13 protein-coding genes are annotated in these 13,799 nt (G+C 64.9%); 8 read left to right on the forward strand and 5 right to left on the reverse strand.

The features are described 5' to 3' along the window. Positions 1–127: 127 nt before the first annotated feature. From XH79_RS24465 to XH79_RS24475, 3 genes are all read left to right on the forward strand, one after another. Entirely contained in the window at positions 128–1,261 is a 1,134-nt protein-coding gene (locus tag XH79_RS24465) for a glycosyltransferase family 4 protein (RefSeq protein ID WP_271583230.1), read from the forward strand. Between the two features lie 119 nt (positions 1,262–1,380). Next, entirely contained in the window at positions 1,381–2,931 is a 1,551-nt protein-coding gene (locus tag XH79_RS24470; protein ID WP_271583231.1) for an undecaprenyl-phosphate glucose phosphotransferase, read from the forward strand. Between the two features lie 75 nt (positions 2,932–3,006). Beyond that, complete coding sequence (locus XH79_RS24475) at positions 3,007–4,257, forward strand: O-antigen ligase family protein (RefSeq protein WP_271583232.1); 1,251 nt, start codon at positions 3,007–3,009, stop codon at positions 4,255–4,257. Here the strand turns inward: XH79_RS24475 and XH79_RS24480 are convergent. After that, the gene (locus XH79_RS24480; RefSeq protein ID WP_212338107.1) at positions 4,232–4,702 is read right to left on the reverse strand and encodes a MarR family transcriptional regulator; all 471 of its coding nucleotides are present in this window, start codon (positions 4,700–4,702) and stop codon (positions 4,232–4,234) included. The two genes, XH79_RS24475 and XH79_RS24480, sit on opposite strands and share 26 nt — an antisense overlap. A 147-nt stretch (positions 4,703–4,849) precedes the next feature. On the opposite strand from XH79_RS24480, the gene XH79_RS24485 reads away from it, so the two are divergent. Next, positions 4,850–6,046, forward strand: a complete 1,197-nt coding sequence (locus XH79_RS24485) for an FAD-dependent monooxygenase (RefSeq protein ID WP_271583233.1) — start codon at positions 4,850–4,852, stop codon at positions 6,044–6,046. 102 nt (positions 6,047–6,148) lie between these two features. On the opposite strand, the gene XH79_RS24490 is transcribed toward XH79_RS24485, so the two are convergent. The 3 genes from XH79_RS24490 to XH79_RS24500 are packed head-to-tail and all read right to left on the reverse strand — an operon-like array spanning position 6,149 to position 8,983. After that, positions 6,149–7,327 (reverse strand): saccharopine dehydrogenase family protein, encoded by a 1,179-nt coding sequence (locus XH79_RS24490; RefSeq protein WP_212335934.1) that lies wholly within the window; start codon positions 7,325–7,327, stop codon positions 6,149–6,151. A gap of 9 nt (positions 7,328–7,336) precedes the next feature. Continuing rightward, a complete protein-coding gene (locus tag XH79_RS24495; RefSeq protein ID WP_212335933.1) occupies positions 7,337–8,119 on the reverse strand; it encodes a DUF169 domain-containing protein in 783 nt (260 codons plus the stop codon). A gap of 60 nt (positions 8,120–8,179) precedes the next feature. Then, entirely contained in the window at positions 8,180–8,983 is an 804-nt protein-coding gene (locus tag XH79_RS24500; protein WP_245003432.1) for a YdcF family protein, read from the reverse strand. Between the two features lie 132 nt (positions 8,984–9,115). Between XH79_RS24500 and XH79_RS24505 the strand changes: the two genes are divergently transcribed. From XH79_RS24505 to XH79_RS24515, 3 genes are all read left to right on the forward strand, one after another. Then, complete coding sequence (locus XH79_RS24505; protein ID WP_271583234.1) at positions 9,116–10,057, forward strand: acetamidase/formamidase family protein; 942 nt, start codon at positions 9,116–9,118, stop codon at positions 10,055–10,057. A gap of 200 nt (positions 10,058–10,257) precedes the next feature. Next, complete coding sequence (locus XH79_RS24510) at positions 10,258–10,455, forward strand: hypothetical protein (protein WP_007603456.1); 198 nt, start codon at positions 10,258–10,260, stop codon at positions 10,453–10,455. Positions 10,456–10,529: 74 nt separating this feature from the next. Next, positions 10,530–11,009 (forward strand): GcrA family cell cycle regulator, encoded by a 480-nt coding sequence (locus XH79_RS24515; protein ID WP_271583235.1) that lies wholly within the window; start codon positions 10,530–10,532, stop codon positions 11,007–11,009. Between the two features lie 270 nt (positions 11,010–11,279). On the opposite strand, the gene XH79_RS24520 is transcribed toward XH79_RS24515, so the two are convergent. Next, positions 11,280–12,836, reverse strand: a complete 1,557-nt coding sequence (locus tag XH79_RS24520) for a porin (RefSeq protein ID WP_271583236.1) — start codon at positions 12,834–12,836, stop codon at positions 11,280–11,282. 407 nt (positions 12,837–13,243) lie between these two features. On the opposite strand from XH79_RS24520, the gene XH79_RS24525 reads away from it, so the two are divergent. After that, complete coding sequence (locus XH79_RS24525; RefSeq protein WP_212335929.1) at positions 13,244–13,750, forward strand: MarR family winged helix-turn-helix transcriptional regulator; 507 nt, start codon at positions 13,244–13,246, stop codon at positions 13,748–13,750. Positions 13,751–13,799: the final 49 nt, after the last annotated feature.

The raw sequence follows: 13,799 nt of genomic DNA on the forward strand, positions 1-13,799 counted from the left end.
GTTAATCGCGGCATCCAGCGCCTCGTGTCCGCGCGCTCCTCACCGTTTGTTAACCACGAAGGCTCTTAATCCCTCTCGATATTTCCTGGAATCGTTCGGTACTCGCCGTCGAGCGCTGGTTTTGATCATGCCCCCCTCACCCGACCAGCCGCTTCGAATCCTGCACGCCGTGCGCGCTCCGGTCGGCGGCATCTTTCGCCACATCCTCGACGTCGCCAACGGCCAGGTCGACCGCGGCCACCACGTCGGGATCCTTGCCGACAGCCTCACCGGCGGCGAACGCGCCGACAAGGCGCTGACGGAGCTCGCGCCGCGCTTGAGGCTCGGCGTGTACCGCATGGCGATTCGCCGCGAGCCGTCGCCCGACGATGTCATGGTGTGGATGCGGATGCGGCGCCTGATCGCGAAGCTCAAGCCTCACGTCATGCACGGCCACGGCGCCAAGGCCGGCGCCTTCATCCGCATGCGACGGCGCACCGACGACACCATCCGCATCTACACGCCGCATGGCGGCTCGCTGCACTATCCGCTCAACACCTTGAAGGGCGAGTTCTACGCGCGGCTCGAACGCTCCTTGATGGGCGCGACCGACCTGTTCCTGTTCGAGAGCGCCTTTGCCCGCGACACCTATCAGCGCATCGTCGGCACGCCCAAGGGCGTGGTGCATTGCGTCTTCAATGGCGTGACGCCGGAAGAATTCGAACCAGTCATCACCGCCGAGGATGCCACCGACCTCTGCTATGTCGGCGAGTTCAGGCACATTAAGGGTGCAGACCTGCTGGTCGATGCCGTGGCGCGGCTGCGCGAAGGCGGCAAGAACGTCACGCTCACCCTCGGCGGCGACGGCGAGGAGACGGCGGCGCTGAAGGCGCAGGTCGAGAAGCTCGGCCTCACCAGCACCATCCGTTTCATCGGCCACGTCAAGGCGCGCTACGGCTTCTCCAAGGGGCGACTGCTGGTCGTTCCCTCGCGCGGCGATTCCATGCCCTATGTCGTAATCGAGGCGGGAGCCGCCGGCATTCCCATGATCGCCTCGAAGATCGGCGGCATCCCCGAAATCTTCGGCACCAACAGCCCCGCTTTGTTCGCGCCGAGCAACCCCGAGGCCATGGCCGAGGCGATCGCAGCGGCGCTGGACGATCCGCAAGCGACCGCGCAACGCGCGACCTCCTTGCGCGAGCGCATCTCCGCGCATTTCTCCCAGCAGGCCATGGTCGACGGCGTGCTCGCGGGCTATCGCGACGCATTTGCCAATCATTAACCATCCTTAAGGCCGCTTTAGAAAATCTTCCGATTTGTCCGGTAATCGAGTGCCAGGGGATGCTTGCCCGGGGCCGCAAAGTCGCGACCCACGGGTTCTTGGAATGGACGTGGACGCCCGTGGAACCGCTCAACGCACGCTCGATGCTCGATGCCGCGGCCAGCGCTGCGGCGAGGCCCGCTGATCAGCCCTTTGTGGAACGCCGCCGCCGGCTCTCGCCCGCCGCGCTCGAGGTCGTCAACCAGAAGGTCGCCCGCGCCTATTCGCCGATCGTGATCGCCGGCTTCGTCCGCCTCATTGACTTCGCGCTGCTGAGCCTCGTCGGCCTCGGGGTCTATGTCGGTTATGTCATGCCGCTCGCCGGCGGCTTCAGCTGGACCTATCCTGCGGAGATCGTGGCCGTCGCGATCGCCGCCGTGGTCTGCTTCCAGGCCGCCGACATCTACCAGGTGCAGCTGTTCCGCGGACAGCTCCGGCAGATGACGCGAATGATCTCGTCCTGGTCGTTCGTCTTCCTGCTGTTCATCGGCGTCTCCTTCTTTGCCAAGTTCGGCAGCGAAATGTCGCGGCTGTGGCTCGCCGCCTTCTACTTCCTCGGGCTCGCCGCACTGATCGCGGAGCGCCTGGTGCTGCGCTCGCTGGTGCGCGCCTGGGCGCGGCAGGGCCGGCTCGACCGCCGCACCATCATCGTCGGCGCCGACCGCAACGGCGAAGAGCTTGTCGAGGCACTGAACGCGCAGGAGGATTCCGACATCCACGTGCTCGGCGTGTTCGACGACCGCAACGACAGCCGCGCGCTCGACACCTGCGCCGGCGCGCGCAAGCTCGGCAAGGTCGACGACATCGTCGAGTTTGCCCGCCGCACCCGCGTCGACCTGGTGCTGTTCGCGCTGCCGATCTCCGCCGAGACGCGCATCCTGGAGATGCTGAAGAAGCTCTGGGTGCTGCCGGTCGACATCCGTCTCTCCGCGCACACCAACAAGCTGCGCTTCCGTCCCCGCTCCTATTCCTATCTCGGCGAGGTGCCGACGCTCGACGTGTTCGAGGCGCCGATCACCGACTGGGATCTGGTGATGAAATGGCTGTTCGACCGCATCGTCGGCGGCCTCGCGCTGCTCGCAGCGCTGCCGATCATGGGACTGGTGGCGTTGGCCGTAAAGCTCGACAGCCCCGGTCCGGTGCTGTTCCGCCAGAAGCGCTTCGGCTTCAACAACGAGCGCATCGACGTCTACAAGTTCCGCTCGATGTACCACCACCAGGCCGACCCGACGGCATCGAAAGTGGTGACCAAGAACGATCCGCGCGTCACCCGCGTCGGCCGCTTCATCCGCAAGACCAGCCTGGACGAGCTGCCGCAGCTCTTCAACGTGGTATTCTCCGGCAATCTCTCTTTGGTCGGCCCGCGCCCGCATGCGGTGCAGGGCAAGCTCCAGAGCCGGCTGTTCGACGAAGCCGTCGACGGCTATTTCGCTCGCCATCGCGTCAAGCCCGGCATCAGCGGCTGGGCCCAGATCAACGGCTGGCGCGGCGAGATCGACAACGAAGAGAAGATCCAGAAGCGCGTCGAGTTCGACCTCTATTACATCGAGAACTGGTCGGTGCTGTTCGACCTCGTCATTCTCCTGAAAACGCCGATCTCGCTGCTGACCAAGAACGAGAACGCGTATTGAACTGATCGCCCGGTCAAGCCAGGCGATGACAGCGGTGTTTGTGGCGTGCGAGTTGCGTAAGCGTATGAGCGTGTGATGGCGTATGCGGCGACAGCCGGTGGAGTGAAATTGGCCGCACCGGCTGCGCCCGGCGTGCTGGCGCTCCAGCGCGCGCTGGTGTGGCTGGTCGGCGCCTCCGGCGCCATCGTCTTCATCGAGCCGAGCCCCTACGAGATCGTGACGCTGCTCGCGACCGTCACCTTCTTCGCCACCGGCCTGCGCCTGCGGCTCGTGCTGATGCCGCTGGTGCTGATGCTGGTCCTGCTCAATGTCGGCTACACCATCAGCGCGATCCCGCTGTTCGAGCAGTCCGAGGTGGTGAGCTGGATCGCGACCTCCTGGTACATGGCTGTGACCGTGGTGTTCTTCGCCATGGTCATCTCCGAGGACACCGAGGCCCGGCTCGACATGCTCCGCCGCGGTCTCGTGGTCGGTGCGATGGTCGCCTCACTCCTGGCGGTCGCCGGCTACTTCCACCTGGTGCCGGGCAGCAACGACCTGCTGACGCTGTACGGCCGTGCGCGCGGCACGTTCAAGGATCCGAACGTGCTCGGCGCCTTTCTGATCCTGCCGGCGCTGTTCGCGCTCCAGAGCGTGGTCTCGGACAAGCTCGGCAAGGCGATCCGCAACGTCATCGCCTTCGGCATCATGTCGCTGGCGATCCTGCTCGCGTTCTCGCGCGCCGCCTGGGGCGGCCTCGTGCTGACCTCCGCCTTCATGCTGGCGCTGATGGTGCTGACCAGCCGCACCAACGCGCAGCGCTCGCGCATCGTCATCATGGCGATCGTCGCCGCGGTGCTGGGCCTTGCGCTGATCGCGGTGCTGCTGTCATTCGATGCCACCGCCGAGATGTTCAAGCAGCGCGCCAGCTTCGACCAGAGCTATGACGAAGGCCGCTTCGGACGCTTCGGCCGGCACATCCTGGGTGCGGAGATGGCGCTCGAGCTGCCGTTCGGCATCGGCCCGCTGCAATTCCACCGCTACTTCCCCGAGGATACCCACAACTCCTACCTCAACGCCTTCATGTCGGGCGGCTGGCTCTCTGGCGTGTGCTATCCCGCGCTGGTCTTCACCACCGTCATCATGGGCTTCAGGCACATCTTCGTCCGCGTGCCCTGGCAGCGCGCTTATCTCGCGATCTTCTCCGCTTTCGTCGGGACCGTCGGCGAAAGCTTCGTGATCGACACCGACCACTGGCGCCACTTCTGGATGATGCTGGGCGCGATGTGGGGCATGATCGCCGCCGCGCAGGCCTATAAGGTTAGCGACGAAGCTTCTTCAGCTTGAGATCGGGACGCTTCTCCGGCGGCGTGTCGAGAAGGCTCTTCAGCGCTTCGGTTGCCGCGAGCACGCCCTTGTAGCCCTCATTGGCGAAACGCAGCAGCAGGCGCAGCTCCTCGTCGGAATAGGCGCCGAACACTTTCTCCATCGCCTGCTGCATCGGCACGTAGAGCTGGCCGATCTTCATGGCCGTCTCCGGCACGACCGAAATGAAGACCTTGCGGCGGTCCTTCTCGTCCCGCTCGCGGCGCACGAGGCCGGCCTTCTCGAGCCGGTCGATCACGCCGGTGATCGCGCCCGTAGTCAATCCGGTGACTTCGGCGAGCCGGCCGGCGGTGACGCGGCCCTCGAGATAGAGGATGTCCATGCATTCGAGGTCGGAATTGGCGATTCCGGCAACGTTCGCAACGGTCTGGCCATAGAGCACGCCCTGCGCGGACGACCTGCGCATCGCCGCCTCGAGCTCCTGCAACAGCGCAACCCGCGCCTTCGTCCTTGACAAGGTCGGCCTCTTATCTTACTCGATATATATCTTAGCCGCTAAGAGATTTAGCGACCGTAATTTCTCCTAGCACCACGGAAACGTCGGGAGCAAGTCATGTCCTATCGTCCCCGCAAGGCCCTGATCATCGGCGCCGGTATCGCCGGCCCCGTCGCCGCGATCCTGCTGCGCCGCGCCGGGATCGAGTCCGCGATCTACGAGGCGTGGCCCTATTCGAAGGGCATCGGCGGCGGCCTCCAGATCGCGCCGAACGGCATGCATGTGATGGACGAGATCGGCCTTGCGAACGAGCTGATCAGCCGCGGCTCGGTCGCGGAGGCCTTCGACTTCTATTCGCAGGGCGGCGAGAAGCTCGGCTCGATCAACCGCGACATGGCGCGGCGGTTCGGCCAGCCGGCCGTCAATATCTCCCGCGCGACGCTGAACGAGATCCTGATCGACAAGGCCTGGTGCGCCTGCGTGTCGCTCTATTTCGAAAAGCGCCTGATCAAGATCGAGGATCGCGGCGACCAGCCGATCATCGCCTACTTCTCCGACGGCACCACCGCCGAAGGCGATTTCCTGATCGGCGCCGACGGCGTGCACTCGGTGGTGCGCCGCCAGGTCGTGCCGGACGGACCGCAACCCTTCGACACCGGCCTGATCGGCTTCGGCGGCTTCGTGCCGCACGCCGTCCTCGACGGCAGGCCGATCGGCCGTCATGTCGAGACCACCTTCGGCCAGAGCGGCTTCTTCGGCTACGGCCATTGCAGCCCGGACCCGAACGACGGCGTGATGTGGTGGAGCACGCAGCCCGCGCACGGCATGGACGCGGCGATGTTCCGCGCGCTCGACCACGCGACGCTGAAGCAGCATCTGCGCGGCTTCCACCGCGGCTGGCACGATCCGATCCCTGATATCATCGCGGCGGCCGAGAACATCGTGGTCACCGACACGCTCGACGTCGCGACGCTGCCGACCTGGTCGCGCAAGCGCTCGCTGCTGATCGGCGATGCCGCGCATGCCACCAGCCCCCATGCCGGTCAGGGCGCCTCGCTCGCGTTGGAGGATGCGATGCGGCTCGCCCGCCTGATGCAGGAGGGACAGGAGCTCGGCGCCACCTTCCAGGCCTTCGAGGCCGAACGGCGTCCGCGCACCGAGAAGATCGTCGCGATGGCCCGCCGCAACGGCAACAGCAAGCGCGAGTTCAGCGCTACCGGCGCGTGGATGCGCAATCAGATGCTGAAATGGCTATTGCCGCTGGGCTCGAAGAGCATGGAGTTCATGTACGCGTACGACGCGCGGGCGGCGTAGCGGCAATCTCAACTGCCGTAGGGTGGGCAAAGCGCAGCGTGCCCACCACTGAGAGATCGTGGGCACGGCGCGTTGCGCCTTTGCCCACCCTACGATACCGAGCTAGCTCTCCACCCCAAACGTCAGCCCCGCATTGTCCTGCAGCCGCTTGATCAGCTTGTGCTGCATCGCTGCGCCCGGCGTCCAGAATCCGGCGGCAACATCGCTCGCGTCACGCAGCAGGCAGATCGCGCATTCGGAGATCATCTTGGAGGTCGAGCCGTAGCCGGGATCGCGGTCACCGGTGACGCCGGCGCGGACCATGCGGCCGTCGGGCGCGATCGCGACATAGAGCAGGTTGAAGAGGCCGTTCTCACGCTCCTCCTTCGACGGCCCCTCGCCCGGCTTCGGTGCATTCGGGCCGGTCTTCTCGGCATTGGCCGCCATCACGCGCTTGGCGTTGGCCTCGCCCTTCTCGCCGGGACCGGTCAGGACCATCTCGTCGTAGACGAAGTCCTGGCCGTAGGGAAAGCCCATCAGCATGTTGGAACGATGGACGTTGCGGGTGTTGATCAGCGCCATCATGAACGGTGCGGCCCAGGACTGCAGGTCCTCTTCGTAAACGGCTCTGTTGCCCTTGGGCTGCTTCGGGCCGGTGAAGCCGGGCGTCAGCGCGAAGTGATCGTTGAGGATGGCGACGAGGCTGAGGTCCTTGGCGACGGCGTCGAAAGTCGCTTTCGCACTGGCTGCGGTGCCGCCCGACAGCGTGCCGCGCATGTCGCGCACGCGTCCCTTCACGCGGGCCGCCGGCGCGCCGAACACACGCTTCGCCTCTTCCTGCACGAAGAACGTGCCGAGCTCGAACGGCACGGAATCGTAGCCGCAGGAGAACACGATGCGCGCGCCGCTCGCCTTGGCCGCCGCACCGTACTTGTCGATCATCTGCCGCATCCAGACCGGCTCGCCGCAGAGATCGAAATAATCCGCACCCGCAGCGACGCAGGCAGCTAACAGGTCCTCGCCATAGAATTGATACGGGCCGACCGTCGTGATCACCGACTTCGTCTGCGCCACCATCGCCTTCAGCGAGGCCGCGTCCGACGCGTCCGCCACGATCAGCGGCGTATCGGCGGGTGCGCCGATGGCATCACGCACCGCTTTCAGCTTGTCGAGGCTGCGGCCCGCCATCGCCCATTTGAGCGCCTTGTCGTCCTTGTAATGCGCCGCCAGATATTCGGCGACGAGCTGGCCGGTGAAACCGGTCGCGCCGTAGACGACGATGTCGAATTTCGCAGAGCTCATGACTGGCCTTTACTTCTTCGCGTAGCTCACGCCCATGCCGGCACGGACGTCGCTTTGAATACCATAGGGCGGGATCGGATAGCGCAGGCCGTTCTTCGCCAGCGCCTTCATGCCCTCGATTGCCTTGGCGAGATGCGAAGGTTTCAGGGCCATCAGCATCTCCTCGTCCGGCACGCCGCCATAGCGCCGTTCGGCATAACATGGCAAGGACAGGCTGGGCTCCCCGGTCTTGAGCGCCCGGCCCCAGGAATCCGCGCAAGCGGTCTCGCCGACCACGCCCCATTCGAATTTCCTGTAGCCGGTATATTGCAGCCCGTTGATCAGGATGATCATTTGCCCCGGCGTCGCGTAGACGAGGCAGATGTCGGGCGGATCGAGCCGGCCGCTGGCGAGCGGGCTGACCGCGAGCGCCTGATAGTGCCCGAACGGAACCACGTCCAGCGCCTCCTGACGCTTGCGCGCGTCCTCCGCGGTGCCGTGCCAGACCCCGACATAGTTCTCGCCGGCGAGCCATTTGTCGTCCTGGGGGCTGAGCCCAATCACCGCGCGGCACTGGCTGCCTACCAGATCGTCGGCGGTGATGCCGACGGTCCAGCCCAGACGCGCCGCCATGCTGACGATCTGGTCGGTGGTGTGGATCGCATTCGGCCGCCGTATTTTCGGGATCGCTTCCATCTCAGCAGCGTGCGCGAACAGCTTCATGCCGATCACCGTCGTCTTCAGCCGCAACAGGCTGTTGAGATCGGCGACGAGGCCGGCAAGGTCGATCCTCTCTGCACTCTGTTGCTGCATCGCGTCCTCCCGACCGGCGGTCGCGCGCCGGTGCTGTGTTCTTGTTTTGCGACCCCCGTTCTAGTCCTTGGCCGGCCCCGGTAGCAACTTGCCGGTCCGGCCCATCACGCGGTACGCCAAAAGACCGATCCATTCGCGCATGGCGACGTCGGTCCTGCCGAGACCCTCCTTGCCGAGATGGGTGAACGCGAAGAGATCGTCACGCCCGCCCATGCGCCAGTCGACCGGATAGGCCTCGACGTCAAATCCGGCCTTGCGAAAGATCCCCATCGCGCGCGGCATGTGGAAGGCCGACGTCACCAGCAGCCAGCGCTCACCCGGCTTCGGCGCCACCAATTGCCGGGTGAAGACCGCATTCTCCCAGGTGTTGCGCGAGTCCCGTTCGACGATCAGGCGTTCCTTCGGGATGCCGAGGTTTTCCAGGATCGGCGCGGAGTAGTCGGCTTCCCTGGCATCGGTGGAGACCAGGTTCGCCGAGCCGCCGGTGAAAACGATGCGCGCATTCGGATAGCGGCGCGCGAGCTCGGCCGGTGCCAGCATGCGATCGGCTGCGGCCGAGACCACCGGCGTGCGATGCGCCGCCGACAGATCGGTGTCGACGGAGCCGCCGAGCACGATGATGCCGTCGGGCGCGCCCCGCGACGGGTCCCATTTCGGAAAGCGCGACTCCAGCGGATAAAGCAGGAGATTGCCGAGCGGCGAGAACGCAGCCAGCGCCAGCAGGATCAGCGTGGTCACCGCAAGCTTGCGGCCGAGCGCGGCAAAGCGCGTCAGCATCAGCACCAGCGACAGGATGCCGAGCTCGACCAGGAGGTTGATCGGCAGCAGCGCCGTGCCGAGCGTCTTGGAAAGAACGAAATACAGGGGAGCCTCGCTCGAATGACCGTGCCACGCGCGGGCTTGACCGCCCCGCCCATGATCGGAAATCTTCTTGAAAGAGGATCGCTCGCCGGGTCAAGCCCGGGCATGACAAGCAAACCGATTGGACGGCCGCAAATGACCCATCACCACCTGCATTCCAGCCCCGAGACCTGTCATTGGGGCTTCTTCGAAGCCAAGCTCAAGCCGGTGCTGACGATCAAAAGCGGTGACGAGGTGACCGTCGACACCATCAGCGGCGGCCCCGACATGCTGCCCGACCGCGACAAGTTTCACATTCCGCCGGAGATGTACGAGGTCCATGCCAAAAGCGAGCGCATGCTGCCCGGTCACATCCTCACCGGCCCGATCGCGGTCGAGGGCGCCGAGCCCGGCGACGTGCTCGCGGTCGAGATCCTCGACGTCCAGCTCCGGCAGGACTGGGGCTGGAACATGATCAAGCCGCTGTCCGGCACCCTGCCCGACGATTTCCACGAGACACGCATCCTCAACATCCCGCTCGACCGGACGCGGATGGTCGGCCGTATGCCGTGGGGGCTGGATCTGCCGCTCAAACCGTTCTTCGGCGTGATGGGCGTGTCGCCGCCACCTAGCTGGGGCCGCATCTCCTCGCTGGTCCCGCGCGCCATGGGCGGCAATCTCGACAACAAGGAGCTCGGCACTGGGGCGACGCTCTATCTGCCGGTGTTCGTTCCGGGCGCGATGTTCTCCTGCGGCGACGGCCATGGCGTGCAGGGTGACGGCGAGGTCTGCGTCACCGCGATCGAGACCGCGCTGCAGGGCCGCTTCCGCCTGACGCTGCGCAAGGACCTGAAGCTCGACTATCCCCGCGCCGAAACGGCGACGCACTACATGACCATGGCGATGGACCCCGACCTCGACCAGTGCGCGGTGCGCGCGCTCCGCGACATGATCGCCCTGCTCGGCGAGACCCGAAACCTGTCGCGCGAGGACGCCTACACCCTGTGCAGCCTGGCGGCCGATCTGCGGGTGACCCAGACCGTCAACGGCTCCAAGGGCATCCATTGCATGATCGAAAAGGCCATCGTGCACGGCTGAGCCGGCCCGCACCTTCTGCCCTGTCGACGCCACGCCGCCGCGCGGGTTTCCGCGCGGTGCGCCGCCGCGCGCCAGATTTCTCCAGTGATTCCAATGCGCTGAGCTACGGCCCGAGACCGCATTTGACTTCCACCCCCGAACCTAAATAGAGTCTTAATCGTTACTTTTATGTACCCGAGTAAGAGGCTAGCGTTCGGGCCATGGCCACCGAAAAAGCCGAGACTGACCGCATTCCCGTAACCTTGGCGCTCTCGACCATCACCTATCTGGAGAAACTGGTGAGACAGGGCACCCACGGCACCAGCGTTCCCGGCGTCGCACGAACCTTGATCGAGGAAGGCATCCGTCTCGCCATCAAGGACGGGCTCCTGTCGATTCGCGACAATGGCAGGACGTGAGCGCGCGCCGGACGTGAGGCGGACGGATCTCGAGAAAGCGGATGGCCGGCATCTGCAACCTGGGACCGTTACCAATGCCTGTTCTCTCACCGACCTGGACCGACGAACGAATTGAACTTCTGAAGCAGCACTTCGAGGCCGGCCTCTCCTGCCGCGAGATCGCCGCCGACATCGGCGTCAGCCGCAACGCGGTCATCGGCAAGCTGTCCCGGCTCAATCTGACCCGCAGCCGCGCGGTCGAAGACCGCAGGCTCGAGCGAAGCCTCGCGCCGCCGGCGCGCGCGACCCGCGCCGTACCGCGGCTGCAATACGAGATGCTCGCCACGATCTACGGCGAGACCGACGCGCCCGCGGCCGCAGGTCCCATCGACGATGCCAATCGCTGCTCGCTGCTCGAATTGTCCGAGAACCGCTGCCGCTGGCCGATCTCCAGCCCGGGCGAAGACGATTTCTGCTTCTGCGGCAATACTTCGCCCGACGGCCAGCCCTATTGCGCCGGCCACAGCCGCCTCGCCTACCGGCCCAACTCGCGCGCCCGCGTGATGCGCGGTTGAGCGCTGTTCTCCAAAAAGAAAAACCTCCGGCGGGGCATCACCGGAGGTTCCTGGAGGCTTAGCGTGAAGCTAAGAGCCGCAACTTTCGTATTTGGCTGAGAACTATATAGCTGATTAACTCAGGTAAGTAAATAAGTTTGAAGACGATCGACTCGCATAGCTCGTCTTCGTCCCCGGCAGAGGCCCGCCGGATTTTCCGAAAGCCCCTCCCTTCGAGAAAAAGCCCCGGCGGTTTCCCGCCGGGGCTTCATCAGGTCCGATAGACCGACCTTACCAGTTGCGCTGGGCGCGCAGCAGCAGGCTGTAGGTGTCCTGGTCCTTCAGCTCGTAGGTGGCCGCCGGCTTGGCGACGCCCGTCAGCGCTCCGGTCGTGATCACGCCCGAATACTTCTGGTCGAGATGGCTGTAGGTGAAGTCAGCCGAGAAGGTCAGGTTCTTCACCGGCGTCCAGCGGGTGATGACGCCCACCTGGCCGATGTTGAAGTCCGGGTTGCAGGCACCGGTCAGGGTGGCGAACGCGGCGCTGCCGCAGATCAGGCCCTTGACCGTGCCGCTGTAGTTGACCGCAGCCCACGCGCCGTAGAGCGCCGTGTTCCAGTACGGGCTCCAGTTGTGGGTGTAAGCACCACGGAAGCCGTAGGTCTTGGTCAGCTCGAGGCCGCCGCCCGGAGCGTACACCGCGTCAGACACGCCGGCAAAGCCGATGCTCTGATAGGCCGCGTTCGAGCTGCCGAACATCGAGTAGCTGGTCGCGGCCAGCGACTGGAAGTTATAGCGGCTCGCGCCTTCGGTGTAGACGCCCGAGACGTTGATCGTGTCGCCGGCGCCGGTCGGGATGTTCTTGATCTGCAGGGCGAGCTGGACGGCCCAGCCCCACTTGTCTTCGGGATGACCGGTGACTTCGGTTGCGCCGTAATAGCCGACATGGTTGTCGTGCGCGGCGACCGACGCCTGGAACAGGCCCCAGGCCTGGTCGACACGAACCATGCCGACGATGTCGGGAGACCTGGTGCCGCCGATGGCGTTGGAGCCGTAGGCGCCGCCGAGCACGCCGGTGGTGCTCATGCCCGCGGTGTTCCAGAGGTTGCTCGTGAAGAACTGAGTCTGGTCCTGCACCGAGAACGCGGCCGTCACGCCCTGGCCGAAATCGGCCGTGTAGGTGGCCTGAACGACGCCGTTGGTGGAGCCGCTGCCGCCGACGAGCTGGTCGAAGTTGTTGCCGGGATAGTTGATCCAGGGCGCGTCGAACTGCGAGACCGCCTTACCCAGGGTGAAGCCGGCGAACTGGATGAAGGCGTAGTAGACGCCGAGCGCGCCGCCGGAGATGCCGCCGTCGGTGGCGTTGACGGCACCGCCGCTCGAGCCCGTGAGGCCGGTCCCCGCGGCGTTGAGGCCGATGGTGCCGCTGTACTGGGTGCCGCCCGTGGCCGAACCGGTGCCGCCATAGTTGCCGGTCGTCCAGGTGAAGACCGCGTCGAAATAGGTGCGGACCACGCCGTACTCGGTCGCGGTGCGCGTGTCGATGTTGAGATCTTCACGAGCACGCATCGAGTAGTAGTTGGTCAGGCGGTTGTTGGCCGCGAACACGCCGTTGTACTGGGCGCTGTAGTTGCCGCCGGCATTGAGCGCCACTTCGGCACGCAGATAGCCGCCGAGCTTGATGCAGGTGTCGGTGCCCGGGATGTAGTAGAAGCCGGCGCCGTACAGCGAGCAGATCTTCACGTACTCGACCGCCTTGGCCTTGACCGGAAGATCGGCTGCCTGAGCTCCGCCGACGGCGATCAGACCCGCCGCAGTGCCGAGCAAAAGGCTCTTCACCATTTTCATTTAAAACCTCCAAGTTGCTCATTTTACGGAGACTGGACCGTGAGGCCCCCCAGATCCCCGTCTCTTCAAATCCGCCCGGCCGCTTCGCGCTTTCGGACACACCCGCTTTCGACGCGAGGGACGTGAGCGAACCACCTGCAACGGGACGATCGAGTACCCCCCACCGTCGCGTGCCAATATGCCTGCGCCGTTCCGTAATCAAAATAGTTTATTTGGTCAGCTTTCTGGTTTCACTAAGCCTGTGCCCCGGGCGCAACACCCGGGCCGGACGAATATGCTGACCAGCTCATCTTTGTAATTTTAGTGACAAAATTACCCTGCTCTGCACTTGCGTCAGGGCAGGCTTGCGTGGACTATGCCCCCCGCACGAACACCGGCCTGAAGAATCATTTCACGGGAGTGATGCTGTGTCCGCGACGAGGAAAGAAGGAGCGCGCCTGCGCTCCGTCGGCAACCTGGATATCATCAGGCGCTTCACCTGGGAGATCTCCTCGATCAACATGTATCTGGAGGAGCTGCGTCAGTTCTGGGCGAGGACGCTCGGCATCAGCGGCCCGCAATGGTTGATCCTGATGGCGATCTCCGACCTCGACAAGGACGACGGCGTTCCGGTCAACGTGGTCTCCAAGCTGCTCCACGTCGATCCCTCCTTCGTCACCACCCAGTCCAAGCTGCTGGAGAAGAAGGGCCTGCTGCGCCGGCGTCCCTCGCCGACCGACGCCCGCGTCGTGCGGCTGTCCCTGGTCGACAAGACCCAGAAGCACATTGCGAGCCTCAACGAGCAGTACAAGACGATTCGCGAATTCGTGTTCCAGGAATTCGACGAGAACGAGCTGACGGAATTCACCACCAAGCTCGCGACGCTGAAGACGCGGTTGGAAAAGGCCTGCGTCAGGATCTCGCTCGATTTCTGAGCATGATCCGGAAAAGTGTGCAGCGGTTTTCCGAAAAGATCATGCTCAA

This window comes from Bradyrhizobium sp. CCBAU 45389 (assembly GCF_028128625.1).
GTDB classification, from domain to species: domain Bacteria; phylum Pseudomonadota; class Alphaproteobacteria; order Rhizobiales; family Xanthobacteraceae; genus Bradyrhizobium; species Bradyrhizobium liaoningense_B.

What these genes read in the sequence shown, in the direction of transcription:
- XH79_RS24465 (WP_271583230.1), top strand. Translation starts at nt 128, where the DNA reads ATGCCCCCCTCACCCGACCAGCCGCTTCGAATCCTGCACGCCGTGCGC.
- XH79_RS24475 (WP_271583232.1), top strand. Translation starts at nt 3,007, where the DNA reads ATGGCGTATGCGGCGACAGCCGGTGGAGTGAAATTGGCCGCACCGGCT.
- XH79_RS24480 (WP_212338107.1), bottom strand. Translation starts at nt 4,702, where the DNA reads ATGCGCAGGTCGTCCGCGCAGGGCGTGCTCTATGGCCAGACCGTTGCG.
- XH79_RS24485 (WP_271583233.1), top strand. Translation starts at nt 4,850, where the DNA reads ATGTCCTATCGTCCCCGCAAGGCCCTGATCATCGGCGCCGGTATCGCC.
- XH79_RS24490 (WP_212335934.1), bottom strand. Translation starts at nt 7,327, where the DNA reads ATGAGCTCTGCGAAATTCGACATCGTCGTCTACGGCGCGACCGGTTTC.
- XH79_RS24495 (WP_212335933.1), bottom strand. Translation starts at nt 8,119, where the DNA reads ATGCAGCAACAGAGTGCAGAGAGGATCGACCTTGCCGGCCTCGTCGCC.
- XH79_RS24505 (WP_271583234.1), top strand. Translation starts at nt 9,116, where the DNA reads ATGACCCATCACCACCTGCATTCCAGCCCCGAGACCTGTCATTGGGGC.
- XH79_RS24510 (WP_007603456.1), top strand. Translation starts at nt 10,258, where the DNA reads ATGGCCACCGAAAAAGCCGAGACTGACCGCATTCCCGTAACCTTGGCG.
- XH79_RS24515 (WP_271583235.1), top strand. Translation starts at nt 10,530, where the DNA reads ATGCCTGTTCTCTCACCGACCTGGACCGACGAACGAATTGAACTTCTG.
- XH79_RS24520 (WP_271583236.1), bottom strand. Translation starts at nt 12,836, where the DNA reads ATGAAAATGGTGAAGAGCCTTTTGCTCGGCACTGCGGCGGGTCTGATC.